Source organism: Streptomyces sp. NPDC057280, from assembly GCF_042668605.1.
Lineage (GTDB): Bacteria > Actinomycetota > Actinomycetes > Streptomycetales > Streptomycetaceae > Streptomyces.
In genome coordinates, this window is sequence record NZ_JBHUYR010000001.1 from 148,393 (window position 1) to 164,924 (window position 16,532).

The following is a 16,532-nucleotide window of genomic DNA, read 5'->3' on the forward strand; positions in this document are numbered from 1 at the left end:
ACAAGTTATCCGAATGGATAGATTCTCGGCGGTGCCTCACTTCCTCCGCCTCACTGGAGTTCCCATGGCCCTGCCCGAAGGACTGCGCAGCACCCCGTTCTCCCCGCGGTACGACGACCGCGTCGAGGAGTGGATCGACGTCTACGGCCATGCCGTGCCCCTGTTCATCACGGACCCGGCCGAGGAGTACGAGGCGTTCCGCACCGCCGCCGGTGCGCTGGACTACTCGATGCTCTACAAGTGGCACGTCGAGGGCGAGGGCGCGCTCGCCACCGTCGACGCCGTCTTCTCCCGGAGCGTCCGCGGGCTCGGCGAGGGCCGCATCGCCTACGGCGTGGTCGTCGACGAGGACGGCTTCATGATCGACGACGTGACCGTGGCCGTCCTCGCGCCCGGCCACGTGGTCGTCACCGGCGGCAACCCGGCCACCCAGGAATCGCTGACCGCGCACGCCCCCGACGGCACCACGGTCACCGAGCGTCGCGACGAGTTCGCCGTACTGACCCTGCAGGGACCGCGCAGCCGAGAGGTTCTCCAGCGACTCACGCACGTCGACGTCTCCAACTCCGCCTTCCCCTACTACACCTTCATCCGGGACGTCCTGGTCGCCGGCATCAGTGCGCAGGTCAGCCGGATCGGGTTCACCGCCGAACTCGGCTACGAGATCCAGGTGCCGCGCGAGCGTGCGCTGGACCTGTGGGACGCGGTCCTCGACGCGGGGGCCGACCTCGGGGTGAAGGCCGCCGGCGCGCTCGCCCTGCTGACCTGCCGCACCGAGGCCGGGATGATCATGGGTGAGCTGGAGTACGACCACACCGTCACCCCGTTCGAATGCCGGATGGGCTGGGCCATCGACTTCGACAAGGGCCCCTTCCAGGGCCGCGACGCGCTGCTCGCCAAGAAGGGCACCGCGCAGGGGCGTGTGGTCAGCGTCGTCGTGGACACCGCCCCCGAGGCGGCCGAGGGCGCGCGCCTGGAGCTGGACGGACGGGACGTCGGCTACGTGACGATGGCCGTGCCCTCGCCCGCACTCGACGGCGCCACCCTGGGACTCGCCCGCGTGCACCGCGACGCGGTGAAGCCGGGAACCGCGCTGACCACGGTCACCGCCGACGGCTCCAAGGCCGACGCCACGGTGAAGCCCACCCCCGTGTACGACCCCGAGCGCACCCGCGTACGGGCCTGATCCGGAAGGCACCGCAGCCATGCAGCGCTACATCCTGACCGTCAGCTGCCCCGACCAGCCGGGCATCGTGCACGCCCTGTCCGGCGGCATCACCGAGGCCAAGGGCAACATCGTGGAGAGCGCCCAGTTCTCCGATCCCGGCACCGGCACGTTCACCATCCGGGTGCTCCTGGAGACCCCGCAGGCCGACGTCGAGAGACTGCGGGACGAGCTCTCCCTACGCCTGGCGCGCTTCGACCCGGTGCTGTCCCTGCGGCCGGAGCAGCAGCGACGCCGGGTCCTGCTGATGGCGTCGAGGTTCGACCACTGCCTGGTCGACCTCCTCTACCGCTGGCACCTGGGCGAACTGCCCGTCGACATCCCGCTCATCGTCTCCAACCACCCCGACCTGGCACCCGTCGCGCAGCGCTACGGCATCCCGTTCGTCCACCTCCCTGTCACCCGCGACACCAAGCCGGAGGCGGAGGCCGAGCTGGTGCGGCTGGTCGCCGAGCACCGGGTCGACTTCGTGGTCCTCGCCCGCTACATGCAGGTCCTCTCCGACGACCTGTGCCGCAAGCTGTCGGGGCGGGTCATCAACATCCACCACTCGTTCCTGCCGGGCTTCAAGGGCGCCAAGCCCTACCACCAGGCCCACGACCGGGGCGTCAAACTCATCGGCGCCACCGCCCACTTCGTCACCGCCGACCTGGACGAGGGCCCGATCATCGAGCAGGACGTCGTGCGCGTCGGACACCGGCACACCGCGCCCGAGCTGGTCGCCATCGGCCGGGACGTCGAACGGGTCGTCCTGGCGCGGGCGGTGCGCCTGCACGCCGAGGACCGGGTCGTGCTGACCGGCTCCCGCACCGTCGTGTTCTCCTGACCCGAGAGGTTCGTACGACCATGACCACCGCGACGCTGCTCGACGGCAAGGCCGCGGCAGCCGAGATCAAGGCCGAACTCGCCATCCGTGTCCAGGCGTTGAAGGCGCAGGGCGTCACCCCGGGCCTGGGGACCATCCTGGTCGGCGACGACCCGGCCAGCCACTCCTACGTCGGCGGGAAGCACCGCGACTGCGCCCAGGTCGGCATCGCGTCCATCCGGGTGGAGCTGCCCGCCACCGCCTCCCAGGCCGACGTCGAGGCCGCCGTGCTCCGGCTCAACGCGGATCCGGCCTGCACCGGCTTCATCGTCCAGCTGCCGCTGCCGGCCCACATCGACACCCACGCCGTACTGGAGCTCGTCGATCCCGCCAAGGACGCCGACGGGCTGCACCCGGCGAACCTCGGGCGCCTCGTGCTCGGCATTCCCGGGCCACTGCCCTGTACGCCCCGCGGCATCATCGACCTGCTCCGCCGCAACCAGGTGGCCATCACCGGCAGGCAGTTCTGCGTGATCGGCTGTGGCATCACGGTGGGCCGTCCGCTGGGCCTGATGCTGACCCGGAGCACCGAACACGCCACGGTCACCCTGTGCCACGAGGCCACCCAGGACATCGCGGCCCACGCCCGGGTCGCCGACGTGGTCGTGGCCGCGGCCGGCGTGGCCCACCTCGTCAGGCCTGACTGGATCAAGCCCGGCGCCACGGTCCTGTCCGTCGGCATCACCCGGACCGTGGAGGGCATCCTCGGGGACGTCCACCCGGACGTCGACCAGGTCGCCGGCTCCCTGGCCCCGCCGGTGGGCGGGGTGGGACCGATGACCCGGGCCATGCTGCTGACCAACCTCGTCGAAGCCGCCGAGCGCGGCCGGCCCTGACGGGAAAGCGGCGGGGCCGAGCCTGTCCGGGCTCGGCCCCTCAGCCGTGTGTGCACCCGCGGCGAAGGAACCGACGGCGCCGGGGCTCGACAGGCAGGACGCGCGCATGCTCGCCACCGGCAGTCGGTACGTCGCATACGTCGGCGGCGTCAGCGGACAGGCAGCGGCAGGACGCGCCGGTAGCCGGCGACGGCGACGACCGCGACCACCACATGCATCACCATCAGCGCAGCCACGGCCAGCGGCCCACTGCCGGGCGTGCCGCCACCGAGCAGGGACAGGTCGGGCCCGAACGACACGACCACGAGCACGGGCACCAGCCACCGCAGCAGCCCCGCCGGGTTCTTGGCGACACGACGGACGACCGTCCAGCCTATGGCGCCGAGGGCGACACCGAATACCGTCAGCGGCCCGTACGCGGAGGGGTGCAGCGGAGCGAAATCGCCGGACGCACCCGCCGCGCGGGCGAGCAACGCGACCACCGCGTCTGCGAGGACGGCCACGACAACCGCCGCGAGAAGCCCCGCGGCCACGGTCAAGACGCGGGATCGCGGCGCGGGCGAGACGGACGGTACGGCTTCGGGGGCGGAACCGGGCATGGGGACCTCCTGCGGAGAGCTCGAGAACGACAGGTGCAGCGCCGGAAAGGCAGATGTTTGATTTCTCAATCATGCGGGACGCTACCCCGAAGTGTTTGATCAGGCAAACACCTCGGTTAGGGTGACCCCATGACGTCCCCCCGGTGGCTCACTCCCGAAGAGCTGCGAGCCTGGATCAACTACCTCGACTGCTCGACGCTGCTGAACGACTACCTCGATCAGCAGTTGCGCCGCGACGCGGCCATGACGCACGCCGACTACAGCCTCCTGGCCCGCTTGTCCGTGGCACCCGACCGCGCCCTGGGGATGTCCTTGCTCGCCGAGCAGTTGAAGTTCACCCGCAGCCGCCTCACGCGCGCGGTGATCCGCCTGGAGGAGTCGGGCTACGTGCGGCGCCGGGAGGATCCGGCCGACGGACGCGGACAGCTGGCCGAACTCACCGATGTCGGCATGGAGTTGATGACCAAGGCCGCCCCCGGCCATGTTGCCGCCGTGCGCCGCGTGGTGTTCGACGCCCTCAGCCCGGAACAGGTGGAACAACTCGCCACCATCACCGCCACGGTCGTCGCCTCCCTCAAGCAGGCCGGCGAGGAGGACACCTACCCGGCGGCCTTGCCGTGGCATCGCCGCTGACTCCGAGAACCCGCCCCTGCCGCTCGAGGGCCGCGTGCATGCAGGTGGTCGCCGCGTACTGTGCGGACTGACCTGAGCGCGCGCCGGCTCGTGGGAGAGCTGGGCTTTCCCTCGTTGAACCGGGTCAACTTCCGCCGCACCTCAGAGGGCGATGTGCAGGCTCGACCGCGTCATGGGCCTGACACAGGCCCTCGACCGCCGGACCAGCCACCCTCTCGGTGTCGGCCGAGTCGGGGTGGCCGGTCCGTCGCATGGTGGCAGCAGCCCAACAGCCCTCCTGAGAAGGGCTGTAGAGGCGTCGTTCGTGCAGTCGGACCCGTCCAGCCTCACTCCTGGGCTGTCATGGCCCAGGGATGGGCTTGTTCCGAGCGCAGGTGCGCTTTCAACCACTGCTCGGTGTTGCTGACGTGCAGGAGCGCGGCGGCCTGGCTGAGGGACGTGTCGCGAACGGACAGGGCCCGGAAGATCGCCTCGTGTTCGGCGAGGGTGCGGTCCGAGGCCCGGGTGTCGACCAGGCCGCGCCAGATGCGGGCGCGCAACGTACGTCCGGAGATGCTTTCCAGGAGGGTGAGGAGGGTCTCGTTGCCGGTGGCGGAGATGACGGCGCGGTGGAACGCGGCGTCGTGGGCGTTGAGCCGCTCCACGTCGTCACGGGCTTCGCGCATGGCGTCCAGGTGCCGCTCGACCTCGGCGAGTTGCTGGTCGGTGATGCGGGTGGCGGCCAGTGCGGTGGCGACCGGTTCCAGGAGCCGGCGTGTCTCCATGAGGTCCTGCAGCGCGGTCGAGTCGCCCTGCAGCAGTTCCACCGCACCGCCGAGTCCTTCCAGGAGCAGGCTCGGCTGCAGGCTGGTCACATAGGTGCCGTCGCCCCGCCGGACCTCCAGGACCCGGCCGACGGCCAACGCCTTGACGGCCTCCCGGGCGAGGTTGCGGGACAGACCCAGCTGGGCGGCCAGCTCCGGCTCAGGGGGGAGTTTCGAGCCCGGCGGCAGCGCTCCGCTGCGGATCAGCTCCCGGATCTGCGCGATGGCCTTGTCCGTCAAAGACATGGTCTCCTCCTTCCGGGCTCGTCGGCCGAGGGCACGTCTGTTCTGATGAGTCCCCGGCTGCGGAGATCGTCCCAGAGGCCGTCGGGGATGTGCTGACGGTGGAGTTCCGCGTTCCGTCCGACCTGTTCCGCGGTCCGCATGCCGAGGGTGACGTTGACGACGGCGGGGTGGCTGAACGGGAAGGCGACCGCCGCCGCGGGCAGCGTCGTGCCGTGCGCCGCGCAGACCTCGGCGATGGCCCGGGCGCGGTTCACCAGGGCTGGGGGTGCCTCCTGGTAGTCGTACTTCATGCCTTCGGCGGGACGGTCCTTGGAGAGCAGGCCGGAGTTGAAGACGCCGACCGCGACGACGCTCTTGCCGTGGGCCTGTGCGGCGGGCAGGACGTCGTCGAGGGCGGACTGGTCGAGCAGTGTGTAGCGGCCGGCGAGCATGACCACGTCGGCGGCGGTCTCGCGCAGGAAGCGGGCGAGCATGGCGGACTGGTTCATGCCGGCCCCGATCGCTCCGATCACGCCCTGGTCGCGCAGGTCGGCCAGGGCGGGCATGGCCTCGTCGGCGGCCTGCTGCCAGTGGTCGTCGGGGTCGTGGAGGTAGACGACGTCGATGCGGTCCAGGCCGGTGCGCTCCAGCGTGGCCTCCAGGGAGCGCAGTACGCCGTCGCGGCTGAAGTCCCATTGCCGGCGCAGGTCGTCGCGGACGACGAAGCCCTGGTCGTCGACGCCGGTCGGGTGTTCGTTGGGGACCAGGAGGCGGCCCACCTTGGAGGAGATGACGTATTCGTCGCGGGGGCGGTCGCGCAGGGCGGCGCCGAGCCGGCGTTCGGAGAGGCCCAGGCCGTAGTGCGGCGCGGTGTCGAAGTAGCGGACGCCCGCGTCCCAGGCCGCCTCGATCGCCGCGTGGGCGTCGTGCACCGGGGTGACCTTGTAGAGGTTGCCGATGACGGAGGCCCCGAAGCCGAGTTCGGTCAGCTCGACGGGGGTGCTCCCGATCTTCCGGCGCCCCATGCTCGGTTGCGTCAACTGTTCTCCTTGGGAAGCCGGGGCGGCGTGAGCGTCCATGGGACAGTCACCGCCTTACGGCGGCCGAGCCGCCTGTCATGAGTGCTTCCACCTCGGCGAGCGAGGCCATGGACACGTCGCCGGGGGTGGTCATGGTGAGGGCGCCGTGCGCGGTCCCGTAGGCCAGGGCGCGGCTCAGTGTGGCGACGTCGAGGGGCGCCGTCGGCCTGGCACCGCCCGCCGGTCCGCCCTCTTCACCGCAGGCGGTCAGCAGTCCGTAGATCAGGCCGGCGGCGAAGCCGTCACCCGAACCGATGCGGTCCAGGACGTGCAAGCCGGACATCTGCGGGCCACGGACGTACCCGGTAGGGGCCGACCAGGCGGCGGAGGACCAGTCGTTCACGCCCGCCGAGGGCACCTCGCGCAGCGTCGTCGCCAGCACCTTCACCTCAGGCAGCAGACCGGCCACCTCCGCGAGGGCGTCCTGCGCCTCGTCCGCCACGACGCGTACCGCCCCCGGGTACGGTCCGGCCAGGCCGAGGGCGCCCACGATGACGTCGGCGTGCCGGGCGAGCCGCAGGTCGACCTCGCGGGCGCGTTCCGGTCCGCCGCGGTCGGCCCAGAGGCTGGGGCGGTAGTTGGGGTCGTAGGAGACGGTGACGCCGTGCCGGCGCGCGGCCGCCATCGCCTCGTCGGCCACGTCGACGGTGGTGTCCGACAGGGCGGCGAAGATGCCGCCGGTGTGAAACCAGCGCACCCCGGCCGAGAACACCGTGTCCCAGTCGATGTCTCCCTTGCGCAGTTGGGAGACGGCGGTGTGGGCGCGGTCGCTGACGCCGAGCGCGCCGCGGATGCCGTAGCCGCGCTCGACGAAGTTGAGGCCGTTGCGGGCGGTGCGGCCGATGCCGTCGTCGGGCACCCAGCAGATCAGCGAGGTGTCGACGCCGCCCTGGAGCATCAGGTCCTCGACGAGACGGCCCACCGCGTTGTCCGCCAGCGCGGTCACGACGGCGGTGCGCAGGCCGAAGCAGCGCCGCAGCCCGCGCACGACGTTGTACTCGCCGCCGCCCTCCCACACCTGGAAGGTACGGGCGGTGCGGATGCGGCCCTCACCGGGATCGAAGCGCAGCATGACCTCGCCCAGGGCGATCACATCGGTCATGGCGTGCTCCTTTCGACCGCGTCGGCGGTCAGCCGTCGGATCTCCGCGAAGTCACCGCTCTTCAGAAGGGCGGGAGTGGCCATCCAGCTGCCACCCACCGCGAGCACCGCCGGGTCGGCGAGGTAGGCGGCCATCCGGTACGCGTCGATCCCGCCCGTCGGCACGAACCGCACCCCGGGAAACGGCGCCGCCAGCGCCCGCAGCGTGCGCAGGCCGCCGAGCGACTCGGCCGGGAAGAGCTTGACGGCGTCGAGGCCCGCCTTCAGGGCCCGCATCAACTCGGTGGCGGTGGCAACCCCGGGCACCACGGGCACCCTCAGTTCGCGGCACTTCGTGACGACGTCCTCGTCGAAGCCGGGCGAGACCACGAAGCGGGCCCCGGCCGCCACGGCCCGCTCCGCCTGCTCGGGCGTGAGTACCGTGCCCGCGCCGACGGTGAGGCCACCGTGCGCGGCCATCGCCTTCACGACCTGCTCGGCGTCCGGGGTGCGGAAGGTGACCTCCGCACAGCGGGCACCGCCCGCCGCGAGCGCATCGGCCAGCGGGCCGGCACTCGCGATGGACGGCACGGTCAACACCGGCAGGAGCCGGGCACCGGCCAATACCGAGGCCGGGTCGCTGCTGTTCATCGGCCCAGCCATCCGCCGTCGACGGGCAGGGTGACGCCGTGGACGTAGGCGGCCGCGTCGGAAGCGAGGAAGACGGTGGCGCCCGCGAGGTCGTCGGCGCTGCCCCAGCGGCCGGCCGGGATACGCTCCAGGATCGCCTTGCTGCGCACCGGGTCGTCTTGCAGGGCCTGGGTGTTGTCGGTGGCGATGTAGCCCGGCGCGATGGCGTTGACGTTCACCCCGTGCGGCGCCCACTCGTTGGCCAGCGCCTTGGTCAGACCCGCAACACCGTGCTTGGCGGCGGTGTAACCGGGCACCGTGATGCCGCCCTGGAAACTCAGCAGCGAGGCGGTGAAGACGACCTTGCCCTGGCCGCGGGCCACCATCGCCGCACCGACCGCCCGGGTCAGCGCGAACTGCGCACTCAGGTTGACCTGGAGAACCAACTCCCAGTCCGCGTCGCTGTGTTCGCCCGCCGGGGCACGGCGGATCGTGCCCGCGTTGTTGATGAGGATGTCCACCGGCCGTTCCCGGCCCGCCAGGTCCGCGCCCAGTTCCCGCACCGCGGCGGGGTCGGCGAAGTCGGTGCGGATCGCCTCGAACGTACGCCCGGCGGCGTTCACGTCCTTCTCCACCGCGCTGCCGGAGGCCTCCAGCGAGGCGCTCACCCCGATGATGTCCGCGCCGGCCTCGGCGAGCGCGCGGGCCATGGCCCGCCCGATGCCGCGCCGGGCCCCGGTGACCACGGCCAGCTTCCCGGTGAGGTCGAAGGCGTTCATACGGCGGCCTCCCGGGCCTCGTCGGTGCAGTCCACCAGGATCTTCATCACGTCACCGCCGCCCTCCAGCGCCTCGAACGCGGCCGGGGCCTGGGTGAGCGGGACGACCTTGCTGATCAGCCGGTCGGCCGGAACCGTGCCCTCGGCCACCAGGGCGACGGCCTTCTCGAAGTCGCAGCGGTCATACAACCGGGCGCCGACGAGGGTCAGTTCACGCCAGAAGAAGCGGTGCAGATTGATCTCACGCGGCTTCGGATGGATCGCGACCAGACACAGCCGCCCCCGCACCCCGAGCACATCGACCGCGGTGTCCACGCCGCCCTGCGCGCCGGACACCTCGAAGGCGACGTCCGCACCCGCATCCCCGCTCCACTCCCCGACCAGGTCGGCCACGTCGTCGGTGGCCGGGTCCCACACAACAAGCCCCAACTCCTCGGCGAGCAGCCGCCGGTGGGCGCTGAGCTCCACCACCCGCACATCCCCGCCGGCAGCCTGCGCCACCAGCGCGATCAGGACACCCACCGGCCCGCCGCCGACCACCACCACCTTCTCACCGGCGGCGACCTGCGCCCGGCCCACGTCATGCACGGCGACCGCGGTGGGCTCCACCAGCGCGGCCCGGTCCAGGGCCAGGGTGTCGGGCAGCCGTATGAGGGTGGTGGCGGGCACGGTCCAGCGCTGCTGCATCGCGCCGGGGGAGTCGATGCCGATGAAGTCCAGGTGCTGGCAGATGTGCTGGTGGCCCACGCGGCAGGCCGGGCAGGTGTCGTCCCAGCGCAGCGGCATCACGGTGACCGCGTCCCCGGGCGCCCAGCCCTCGACGCCCGGGCCGACACGGACGACCCGGCCGGCCATCTCATGCCCCAGGACGGCCGGTACGGCGACCCGGGCGTCCATGTCGCCGTGGAAGATGTGCAGGTCGGTGCCGCAGATACCGACGTAAGCGGGGGCCAGTTCCACCTCGCCGGGACCCGGCGGTGTGCTGGGAGCCGGAGCCGTGTCGAGAGTGCGGGCGGACAAGTAGCGGGCGGCAAGTGTCATCGTGTCGTCAGGGTCCCTTCAGCGCGGACGCCGATGGTCAGCAGCAGGTTGGCGTAGGTACGGGTGTCGGCGGTGACGATCGCCAGCGCCAGGTCGGGCGAGCGTGCGGCGTCGTAGAACGCGAAGCGGTCGAGCGTGTCGACCGGGACCGGGGCCAGCCTCTTGCGGTACTCGGCGATGGCCGGTGGCTCCGGTTCGCCCTCGGGCGGCACCATCACCTGGGCCGACTCGACCGGCAGGGCGCGCAGCAGGACGTCGAGCACGCTCGTGACGTCGAGCAGGCCGGGGGCGAGGTTGAGGTGGACGGTTCTGGCGCGCTCGCCGGTGGCGGTGCTCGCCGGGTAGTGGCCGTCGGCGAGCAGCACACGGGCGCCGTGGCCGGCTCCGGCCAGGGATTCGAGGATGCCGGGGTGCAGCAGTTCGGTCAGGAGCACAGCGTCCCGTCCTTCATCGGAGCAGGGGCAGGGGTCAGGTGGTAGAAGGCGGTCGCGGTGCCGACGAGCACTGCCTGGGTCTCTGGGCCGGAGCAGCCGTCCAGGAGTTCCTCGACGGTGGCGGCCCAGCGGTTCCAGCCGCCCGCGAGGTTCGCCACCGGCCAGTCGGAACCGAACATCAGCCGGTCCGGGCCGAAGGCGGAGAGCAGGACCTCCCACACCGGGCGGATGTCGTCGACGGTCCACTTCTCATGGTCGGCCTCGGTGACCAGGCCCGACACCTTGCAGTGGACCTGGGGATGGCGGGCCAGCGTTCGCAACTGCTCCTCCCAGTCGGCCAGTTCCCCCCGTGCGATGGGCGGCTTGCCCGCGTGGTCCAGGACCAGCGGCAGCTCGGGGAACCGCTCGGCGAGGCGGAGCGCCTGGGGAAGCTGGTGGCTGCGGACCAGCACGTCGTATCCGAGCCCGCGCTCCCCCACCGCTCGCAACCCCCGTTCGACGTCCGGCCGTTGCAGCCACTGGGGGTCGGGCTCGCCCTGCACGACGTGTCGTACGGCCCGCAGGTACCGGCCCTGGGGACCTGTGCGCAGGTCGTCCAGTACGTCGCCGGCCGCGGGTGACGTCAGGTCCACCCAGCCGACGACGGCGCCGATCAGCGGATCGCTGTCGGCCAGGGCGAGGAGGTCGCGGGTCTCGGGCACGGAGGCGATGCACTGCACGACCACCGTGCTCGTCAGCCGGCGTCCGGCGATCGGCCGGGTGGCGGCCGAGCGCAGGGCGTGGGATCCGAAGCTGCGGCGGATCGGCTCGTTCCCCGGTTCGTCCAGCCAGGGCTGCGGCCGGACGTCCAGGTCCCACACATGGTGGTGGGCGTCGACGAGGGCCTGGGCGTCAGACACGCGCGCTCCAGACCGGGCCGTCGGGGTAGGCGTACTCCTTCAGGGACTCGGGGTGCATCTGTGCGCTCAGCCCGGGCAGGGTCGGCGCCAGGTAGTGGCCGTCTGCGATGCGGACCGGGTCGACGAAGTGCTCGTGCAGATGGTCGACGTACTCGATGACGCGGTCCTCGGTGGTGCCGGAGACGGCGACGTAGTCGAACATCGACAGGTGCTGCACCATCTCGCACAGGCCGACTCCGCCCGCGTGCGGGCAGACCGGGACGCCGAACTTCGCGGCGAGAAGCAGGATCGCGATGTTCTCGTTGACGCCGCCGACGCGGGCGGAGTCGATCTGCACGATGTCCACCGCGCCGGCCTGGAGAAGCTGCTTGAACACGACCCGGTTGGCGATGTGCTCGCCGGTGGCGACCTTGATCGGACTGACGGCCTTGCGGACGGCGGCGTGGCCGAGGATGTCGTCGGGCGAGGTGGGCTCCTCGATCCAGTACGGGTCGTAGGGGGCCAGGGCACGCATCCAGTCGATGGCGGGCTGGACGTCCCATCTCTGGTTGGCGTCCACCGCGATGCGGATGCCCGCGCCGACCGTCTCGCGGGCGGTACGCATGCGCCGTACGTCGTCCTCCAGGTCGGCGCCGACCTTCAGCTTGATCTGGGTGAAGCCGTCGGCGACGGCCTCGCGGGCCAGGCGGGCCAGCTTCTCGTCGGAGTAGCCGAGCCAGCCCGGGGTGGTGGTGTAGGCGGGGTAGCCGCGCTCCAGCAGCCGCGCGATCCTCTCCTCGCGGCCGGGTTCGGCGCGGCGCAGGATCTCCAGGGCCTCCTCGGGGGTGAGCGCGTCGGACAGCCAGCGGAAGTCGACCTGGGCGACCAGGTCTTCGGGTGACATCTCGCCGAGGAAGCGCCAGACCGGCTGGCCGGCCCGCTTGGCGGCCAGGTCCCAGGCGGCGTTGACGACCGCGCCGGTGGCCATGTGGATGGCGCCCTTCTCCGGTCCCAGCCAGCGCAGTTGGGGATCGTGGACGAGGGAGCGGGAGAAGGCTCCGAGATCGCCGCAGACCTCCTCGACCGACAGGCCCACCACGTGCGGGGCGAGGGCCGCGATGGCGGCGGCCTGGACATCGTTGCCGCGTCCGGTGGTGAAGGCCAGGGCGTGGCCCTCCAGTCCGTCACCGGCGTCGGTGCGCAGGACGACGTAGGCGGCGGAGTAGTCGGGTTCGGGGTTCATCGCGTCCGACCCGTCCAGATGCTCGGACGTCGGGAAACGCACGTCCAGCACGTCCAGAGCGGTGATGCGGGCGGATGAGGGCACGGTGGAGGACATGGGCGGCAACTCCTGTGAGGGGCAAGGGAGAATCGGTCCCCTTGCGACGAGACGTGAACGCGGCGGAGGTCGGGCGGCCGGCGGCGGCCGCCCGGGTCACTCCTGGACCTTGCCGCCGGTGATGCGGGAGATGGCGAGGGCGACCAGGATGATCAGGCCGTTCAGGGCGCCGATCCACTGAGCGGGGACGCCGCCCAGGGTCAGCACGTTCTGGATCATGAAGAGCAGCAGGATTCCGCAGAACGCGCCGAACATGGTGCCTTTACCGCCGTTGAGGCTGATGCCGCCGATGACGGCGGCGGCGAAGACGGTGAAGATGTAGCCGTTGCCCTGCGCCGAGGCGACAGAGGCCAGCCGTCCGGAGAGCAGCAGTCCGGCGAGGGCGGCGAGCACGCTGCCGGTGACGATGACGATCCACAGCACCCGGTCGGTGCGGATGCCGGCGGCCTTCGCCGCGTCGACGTTGCCGCCGATGGCGTACAGCGAGCGTCCGAAGCTGGTCCAGCCGAGGACCACGATCGCGACGGCGAACAGCGCCAGGCAGATCCAGATCGAGGCGGGCATGCCGAGCCACTGCGCGGTGCCGAGGTAGAGCATCGACTCCGGCAGCTGGAAGAAGGTCTGCCCGCCGGAGATGCCGGTGAGGACGCCGCGCAGGACGATCAGCATGCCGAGGGTGACGATGAACCCGTTGAGGCCGAAGCGGATGATGAGCAGGGAGTTGATCACACCGACGAGCGCGCCCACGGCGAGGGTGACGGGAACGGCCCAGGCGCCGGGGAGCAGGCCGAGGCCATGGGTCGCGCCGGTGGGCACCACCAGCCAGGCCGCGACACCGGGCGCGAGGCCCATGGTGGACTCCAGCGACAGGTCCATCTTCTTGACGATGAGGACCATCGTCTGGGCGAGGACCAGCAGGGCCATCTCGGACATGGTCTGCAGGACGTTGATGAGGTTGTCGGTCTGCAGGAAGACCGGGTTGACGATCTGGCCGACGATCGCGATGACGACGATCGCGGGGACGAGGGCGAGGTCGCGCAGCCGGGCCAGGGGGATCCGGCCGCCGAGCAGTGCGGTGCGCTTGGGCTTGGGTTCAACGGCCTTGGCGGCTGCGTCCGCGAGGGCGGTTTCAGGCATCGAGGTCCACTCCTTCCATCGCGGCCACGAGTTCGTGGTCGTGCCAGCCGCGGGCTATCTCTGAGGTCACCCGGCCCTGGAACATCACCAGGACCCGGTCGCACATGCGCAGGTCGTCGAGTTCGTCGGAGGCGATGAGCACTCCGGTGCCGGACGCTGCGGTCTCCTCGACCTTGCCGAGGAGGAACTCCTTGGAACGCACGTCCACGCCCGCGGTCGGGTTGATCAGCACCAGCAGACGGGGATCGTCCGCCAGGGCGCGGGCCATGACCACCTTCTGCTGGTTGCCGCCCGAGAGCGCGGAGACGGGCAGTTCGGGTCCCGGCGTCTTGATCGCCAGCTTCTCGATCATGGTTCCGGCGAGCCGGTCCCGGCGGTCACGGCTGAGGAAGCCGTTCTTGCCGAGCCGGTGAGGAACGGACAGCGTGGCGTTGTCCGCGATCGACATGTCGGGCACGAAGCCCTGATGGTGCCGGTCCTGCGGGACGAATCCGACGCCGGCTGCGAGCGCGGCGGGCACACTGCCCGGCCGGGGGCGCCGCCCGGCGATCTCCACCTCGCCGGCCTGGGCCGCCCGCAGGCCCACGACGGTCTCGGCGACCTCGGTGCGCCCGCTGCCGGCGGCGCCCGCGAGTCCGACGATCTCCCCGGCGCCCACCTCGAAGGTGACGTCACCGTAGGCGTCGTCACTGCCCAGTGCCTGGACGGACAGTGCGGGCTCGGCGGTGCGGTCGAGGGTGCTCGGCCGCGCCTGCAGCCGGTCGATCGCCGCTTCGCCGGTCATGGCGGCGACCAGCTCGGTGCGGGGTAGCTCCGCGACCGGCGCGGTCACGATGTGCCGGGCGTCCCGGAACACGGTCACCATGTCGCAGATGTCGTAGACCTCCTGGAGATGGTGGCTGATGAACAGGAAGGTCACGCCCTGGCGCTGCAGATCGCGGATCCGGTCGAAGAGCCGGCTGATGGCCGCACCGTCGAGCTGCGCGGTCGGCTCGTCGAGGATGATGAACCGGGCCCCGAAGGACAGGGCCCGCGCGATCTCGACGAACTGCCGCTGCTCCACGCTCAGTTCACCGGCCGGGGTGTTCGGGTCGACGTCCACCGACCACGTCGACAGCAGCTCCTGCGCCTGTCGGCGCACACCCTGCCAGCTGATCAGCCGGTTGGCGCCGTGGTGGTGCCGGTTCAGAAAGAGGTTCTCGGCGACGGTCAGCGTGGGGATGATCGTCGACTTCTGGTAGACGCAGGCCACGCGCCGGCGCCAGGCGTCGCGGTCCGAGAGGCGTGGTGCCGCCTCGCCGCCGAAGGTCACCGTGCCCTCGTCGGGGGCCTGAAGGCCGGTGAGGACCGACACCAGGGTCGACTTCCCGGCACCGTTGCGGCCGACCAGCGCATGCGTCTCGCCGGGCCTGATGGTGATCCGGGCGCCGTTGAGGGCCACCGTCGGACCGAATCGTTTGACTATGCCCGTCGCCTCGACGACGGGCGGGGCTGCGGGGGCCCGCCCGTCGTCCGCCGGGGCGGGCGCGGGGGTCACTGCTCGCTCCCCGTCGCTCATCTCAACCGCCTTGTTCTCGTGAGCCGTTGGTTCCGGAGGAGGAATCAGCCGAGGTTGTTGCCCCACAGCGACTTGTCATCGCTCTTGACGCTGGCCACGCCGCCGTAGGTGCCGCCGTCCGCGGTGACCAGCGGGGCGGAGAGCTGGTCCTCCAGCAGACCCTCGCGGACCTGGATGATGGTGCTGTCGTGGTCGGTCTTGCCGGGCTTGAACGTCTTCCCCTCGATCGCCGCCTTCAGGTAGTACAGGGCGTACTTGGCGTACAGGTCGGCCGGCTGGGAGACGGTGGCGTCGATCTTGCCCGCGGCGATGTCCTTGAGTTCCTCGGGGATGCCGTCGTTGGAGACGACGAACACGTGCTTCTTGTCCTTCGGGTCGACCAGCAGGCCCTTCTGCTTGAGGACCTGGAGCGTTCCGGACAGGGCGAAGCTGGACTGCATGTAGACGCCCTTGATGTCCGGGTGGGCGGTCAGGTCGGTCTGGAGCTTCTGCGCGGCGACGGCGCCGTCCCAGTTGGTGGCCTCGCCGAACACCTTGATGCCGGGGTAGTTCTTCTTCATGCAGTCGTTGAACGCCTCGGTGCGGTCACGGCCGTTGATGGAGTCCAGGCCGCCCTGGAGCATGACGACCTTGCCCTTGCCGCCCAGCTTGGTGCCGAGGTACTGGCAGGCCTTCTCGCCGTAGGCGCGGTTGTCGGCGCGCACCACCATGAACACGTTGCCGCTGTCCGGGCGGGTGTCGACGGTGACGACCGGGATCTTCTTCGCCTCCAGCTGCGCCAGCGTCGGCGCGATGGCGGCGGTGTCCTGCGGGGCCATCGCGACGCCCTTGACGCCCTGGCTGATGAACGTCTGCGCGTTGGCGGTGAGCTTGGCGACGTCGTTCTGGGAGTTCGTGGTCTTCAGGTCCAGGCCGAGTTCCTTGGCGTTCTCCGGCGTGTACTTGATGTACGAGTTCCAGAAGTCGGTGTCGGAACGCGGGTAGTCGACGCCCACGAGCGGCTTGCCGCTCGACGAGTCGGTGGTGCCGGAGCCGCTGCCGCAGGCGCTGAGCAGCGTCAGTGCGCAGACGACGGAGGCGGTGGAGCCGAGTGCGGTTCTCAGTCTCATGGGGATTTCCTCGCGCTGGTCCCGGAGCGGGGTTGTTACGCCGATGCGACGGTTGCGTGTCGTCGGCGGAGAGATGGGATGTTTATAGGGCGGGAGGCGTGAGGTTGTCTAGGGGGTGCGGCAAAAGTGCTGGAGATGGCTCGCCTGGGCAGTAGATCCATCCCATCAATGATGCGCACTCGTGATGGCCTGACGGGTTGCCCGGGGACCGCCCATGTGGTGTCACACCCTTCGTCGAGCCCAAGACATTCCATGTTTGGCCCCACGGCAATGCGCTGATAGC

The 16,532-nt window shown here is 70.9% G+C and carries 17 protein-coding genes; 4 read left to right on the forward strand and 13 right to left on the reverse strand.

What is annotated here, in order from left to right:
- Positions 1 to 64 precede the first annotated feature (64 nt).
- The 3 genes from ACFUO4_RS00690 to ACFUO4_RS00700 are packed head-to-tail and all read left to right on the forward strand — an operon-like array spanning position 65 to position 2,926.
- Positions 65 to 1,186 carry an aminomethyltransferase family protein gene (locus ACFUO4_RS00690; protein WP_383478218.1) on the forward strand — a complete coding sequence of 374 codons (1,122 nt, stop codon included), beginning with the start codon at positions 65 to 67 and terminating at the stop codon, positions 1,184 to 1,186.
- Between the two features lie 19 nt (positions 1,187 to 1,205).
- The gene (purU, locus tag ACFUO4_RS00695; RefSeq protein ID WP_383478221.1) at positions 1,206 to 2,051 is read left to right on the forward strand and encodes a formyltetrahydrofolate deformylase; all 846 of its coding nucleotides are present in this window, start codon (positions 1,206 to 1,208) and stop codon (positions 2,049 to 2,051) included.
- Positions 2,052 to 2,071: 20 nt separating this feature from the next.
- Entirely contained in the window at positions 2,072 to 2,926 is an 855-nt protein-coding gene (locus ACFUO4_RS00700) for a bifunctional methylenetetrahydrofolate dehydrogenase/methenyltetrahydrofolate cyclohydrolase (protein WP_383478224.1), read from the forward strand.
- Between the two features lie 149 nt (positions 2,927 to 3,075).
- Here the strand turns inward: ACFUO4_RS00700 and ACFUO4_RS00705 are convergent, their stop codons facing one another.
- Positions 3,076 to 3,525, reverse strand: a complete 450-nt coding sequence (locus ACFUO4_RS00705; RefSeq protein WP_383478227.1) for a DUF6069 family protein — start codon at positions 3,523 to 3,525, stop codon at positions 3,076 to 3,078.
- 129 nt (positions 3,526 to 3,654) lie between these two features.
- On the opposite strand from ACFUO4_RS00705, the gene ACFUO4_RS00710 reads away from it, so the two are divergent.
- The gene (locus ACFUO4_RS00710) at positions 3,655 to 4,158 is read left to right on the forward strand and encodes a MarR family winged helix-turn-helix transcriptional regulator (RefSeq protein ID WP_383478230.1); all 504 of its coding nucleotides are present in this window, start codon (positions 3,655 to 3,657) and stop codon (positions 4,156 to 4,158) included.
- A gap of 326 nt (positions 4,159 to 4,484) precedes the next feature.
- On the opposite strand, the gene ACFUO4_RS00715 is transcribed toward ACFUO4_RS00710, so the two are convergent.
- The 12 genes from ACFUO4_RS00715 to ACFUO4_RS00770 form a co-directional block, all read right to left on the reverse strand.
- Positions 4,485 to 5,207: a FadR/GntR family transcriptional regulator gene (locus ACFUO4_RS00715; protein ID WP_079310804.1), complete on the reverse strand. Its 723-nt coding sequence runs from the start codon at positions 5,205 to 5,207 to the stop codon at positions 4,485 to 4,487.
- Positions 5,198 to 6,211: an aldo/keto reductase gene (locus ACFUO4_RS00720; RefSeq protein ID WP_383482187.1), complete on the reverse strand. Its 1,014-nt coding sequence runs from the start codon at positions 6,209 to 6,211 to the stop codon at positions 5,198 to 5,200. Before ACFUO4_RS00720 ends, ACFUO4_RS00715 begins: the two co-directional genes overlap by 10 nt.
- A gap of 61 nt (positions 6,212 to 6,272) precedes the next feature.
- Positions 6,273 to 7,367, reverse strand: a complete 1,095-nt coding sequence (locus tag ACFUO4_RS00725) for a PfkB family carbohydrate kinase (protein ID WP_383478233.1) — start codon at positions 7,365 to 7,367, stop codon at positions 6,273 to 6,275.
- Positions 7,364 to 7,996, reverse strand: a complete 633-nt coding sequence (locus ACFUO4_RS00730; protein ID WP_383478236.1) for a bifunctional 4-hydroxy-2-oxoglutarate aldolase/2-dehydro-3-deoxy-phosphogluconate aldolase — start codon at positions 7,994 to 7,996, stop codon at positions 7,364 to 7,366. Before ACFUO4_RS00730 ends, ACFUO4_RS00725 begins: the two co-directional genes overlap by 4 nt.
- Positions 7,993 to 8,754, reverse strand: coding sequence for an SDR family oxidoreductase (locus ACFUO4_RS00735; RefSeq protein WP_383478239.1), 762 nt, complete (start codon positions 8,752 to 8,754; stop codon positions 7,993 to 7,995). Before ACFUO4_RS00735 ends, ACFUO4_RS00730 begins: the two co-directional genes overlap by 4 nt.
- On the reverse strand, positions 8,751 to 9,794 hold the full coding sequence (locus ACFUO4_RS00740; RefSeq protein ID WP_383478242.1) for a zinc-binding dehydrogenase: 1,044 nt from the start codon (positions 9,792 to 9,794) through the stop codon (positions 8,751 to 8,753). The genes ACFUO4_RS00735 and ACFUO4_RS00740 overlap by 4 nt, the downstream gene beginning before the upstream one ends.
- Positions 9,791 to 10,228, reverse strand: a complete 438-nt coding sequence (locus ACFUO4_RS00745) for an RbsD/FucU domain-containing protein (RefSeq protein WP_383478245.1) — start codon at positions 10,226 to 10,228, stop codon at positions 9,791 to 9,793. The genes ACFUO4_RS00740 and ACFUO4_RS00745 overlap by 4 nt, the downstream gene beginning before the upstream one ends.
- The gene (locus tag ACFUO4_RS00750) at positions 10,219 to 11,127 is read right to left on the reverse strand and encodes an amidohydrolase family protein (RefSeq protein ID WP_383478248.1); all 909 of its coding nucleotides are present in this window, start codon (positions 11,125 to 11,127) and stop codon (positions 10,219 to 10,221) included. The genes ACFUO4_RS00745 and ACFUO4_RS00750 overlap by 10 nt, the downstream gene beginning before the upstream one ends.
- Complete coding sequence (locus ACFUO4_RS00755) at positions 11,120 to 12,445, reverse strand: L-fuconate dehydratase (protein WP_383478251.1); 1,326 nt, start codon at positions 12,443 to 12,445, stop codon at positions 11,120 to 11,122. Before ACFUO4_RS00755 ends, ACFUO4_RS00750 begins: the two co-directional genes overlap by 8 nt.
- Positions 12,446 to 12,541: 96 nt before the next feature.
- Positions 12,542 to 13,582 carry an ABC transporter permease gene (locus ACFUO4_RS00760; RefSeq protein ID WP_383478254.1) on the reverse strand — a complete coding sequence of 347 codons (1,041 nt, stop codon included), beginning with the start codon at positions 13,580 to 13,582 and terminating at the stop codon, positions 12,542 to 12,544.
- Complete coding sequence (locus tag ACFUO4_RS00765) at positions 13,575 to 15,140, reverse strand: sugar ABC transporter ATP-binding protein (RefSeq protein ID WP_383478257.1); 1,566 nt, start codon at positions 15,138 to 15,140, stop codon at positions 13,575 to 13,577. The genes ACFUO4_RS00760 and ACFUO4_RS00765 overlap by 8 nt, the downstream gene beginning before the upstream one ends.
- 44 nt (positions 15,141 to 15,184) lie before the next feature.
- A complete protein-coding gene (locus tag ACFUO4_RS00770; protein WP_079307272.1) occupies positions 15,185 to 16,249 on the reverse strand; it encodes a sugar ABC transporter substrate-binding protein in 1,065 nt (354 codons plus the stop codon).
- Positions 16,250 to 16,532 lie beyond the last annotated feature (283 nt).

Excerpts from the sequence above, each read along its gene's own strand:
- ACFUO4_RS00690 (WP_383478218.1), top strand. The coding sequence starts at position 65 with ATGGCCCTGCCCGAAGGACTGCGCAGCACCCCGTTCTCCCCGCGGTAC.
- purU (WP_383478221.1), top strand. The coding sequence starts at position 1,206 with ATGCAGCGCTACATCCTGACCGTCAGCTGCCCCGACCAGCCGGGCATC.
- ACFUO4_RS00700 (WP_383478224.1), top strand. The coding sequence starts at position 2,072 with ATGACCACCGCGACGCTGCTCGACGGCAAGGCCGCGGCAGCCGAGATC.
- ACFUO4_RS00705 (WP_383478227.1), bottom strand. The coding sequence starts at position 3,525 with ATGCCCGGTTCCGCCCCCGAAGCCGTACCGTCCGTCTCGCCCGCGCCG.
- ACFUO4_RS00710 (WP_383478230.1), top strand. The coding sequence starts at position 3,655 with ATGACGTCCCCCCGGTGGCTCACTCCCGAAGAGCTGCGAGCCTGGATC.
- ACFUO4_RS00715 (WP_079310804.1), bottom strand. The coding sequence starts at position 5,207 with ATGTCTTTGACGGACAAGGCCATCGCGCAGATCCGGGAGCTGATCCGC.
- ACFUO4_RS00720 (WP_383482187.1), bottom strand. The coding sequence starts at position 6,211 with ATGGGGCGCCGGAAGATCGGGAGCACCCCCGTCGAGCTGACCGAACTC.
- ACFUO4_RS00725 (WP_383478233.1), bottom strand. The coding sequence starts at position 7,367 with ATGACCGATGTGATCGCCCTGGGCGAGGTCATGCTGCGCTTCGATCCC.
- ACFUO4_RS00730 (WP_383478236.1), bottom strand. The coding sequence starts at position 7,996 with ATGAACAGCAGCGACCCGGCCTCGGTATTGGCCGGTGCCCGGCTCCTG.
- ACFUO4_RS00735 (WP_383478239.1), bottom strand. The coding sequence starts at position 8,754 with ATGAACGCCTTCGACCTCACCGGGAAGCTGGCCGTGGTCACCGGGGCC.
- ACFUO4_RS00740 (WP_383478242.1), bottom strand. The coding sequence starts at position 9,794 with ATGACACTTGCCGCCCGCTACTTGTCCGCCCGCACTCTCGACACGGCT.
- ACFUO4_RS00755 (WP_383478251.1), bottom strand. The coding sequence starts at position 12,445 with ATGTCCTCCACCGTGCCCTCATCCGCCCGCATCACCGCTCTGGACGTG.
- ACFUO4_RS00760 (WP_383478254.1), bottom strand. The coding sequence starts at position 13,582 with ATGCCTGAAACCGCCCTCGCGGACGCAGCCGCCAAGGCCGTTGAACCC.
- ACFUO4_RS00765 (WP_383478257.1), bottom strand. The coding sequence starts at position 15,140 with ATGAGCGACGGGGAGCGAGCAGTGACCCCCGCGCCCGCCCCGGCGGAC.
- ACFUO4_RS00770 (WP_079307272.1), bottom strand. The coding sequence starts at position 16,249 with ATGAGACTGAGAACCGCACTCGGCTCCACCGCCTCCGTCGTCTGCGCA.